Source organism: Pseudomonas sp. CM25 (assembly GCF_013179705.1).
GTDB lineage: Bacteria > Pseudomonadota > Gammaproteobacteria > Pseudomonadales > Pseudomonadaceae > Aquipseudomonas.
The window spans coordinates 1-771 of record NZ_JABMCW010000696.1 but is presented as its reverse complement, the minus strand read 5'-3'; the positions used below and the strand labels follow the sequence as shown (position 1 = coordinate 771).

At 67.8% G+C, this 771-nt stretch carries 1 protein-coding gene; it reads left to right on the top strand.

Annotation, left to right across the window (positions count from 1 at the left end; genetic code table 11):
- Positions 1–2: 2 nt before the first annotated feature.
- A partial coding sequence (locus HP546_RS30765; RefSeq protein ID WP_256678587.1) for an acyl-CoA dehydrogenase family protein occupies positions 3–771 on the top strand: 769 nt, incomplete at its 3' end.

Genomic DNA, 771 nt, shown 5'->3' with positions numbered 1-771 from the left:
ACCTGCACCAGTACGCTGAAACCCACGAGGTCACCAATCAGCCGCCACCCCTCGACGGTGCCAACCTGTACCGCCACGACCTGCCGCTGCAGGAATGGTCACGGCGCTTTGGCGCCGGTTGGGCCGAGTCGCGGATCGATGCCTACGGGGCGCTGGCCGGTGGCCCGCTGATGCAGGCGGGGTTCCTCGCCAACGCACACAAACCCGAGTTCAGCAGCCACGACCGCTACGGCCACCGCATCGACCTGGTCGAATTCCACCCGGCCTACCACGAACTGATGCGCACTGCCGTCGAACACGGCCTGCCGTCGCTGCCATGGGGCGAGCCCCGCGCCGGTGCCCATGTGGCACGGGCATCGATGACCTACCTGCACAGCCAGGCCGAAGCCGGCACCGGCTGCCCGCTGACCATGACCTTCGCCGCCGTGCCAGCGCTGCGCCTGCAACCGGACCTGGCCGAATACTGGCTGCCGAAAATCCTCGCCTGCGAGTACGACCCGCGCAACATCGGCGACCGGCACAAGGCCGGGGTCACCCTGGGCATGGCCATGACCGAGAAGCAGGGCGGCACCGATGTGCGCGCCAACACCACGCGGGCTTACCCTGTGGGCATCGCGGGTCCCGGTCAGCCCTACGAACTGGTGGGCCACAAGTGGTTCTGCTCGGCGCCCATGTGCGATGCCTTCCTGACCCTGGCGCAGACCGAGAAAGGCCTCAGCTGCTTTCTGCTGCCGCGCCATCGCCCCGATGACGGCCGCAACCAGTTCTATA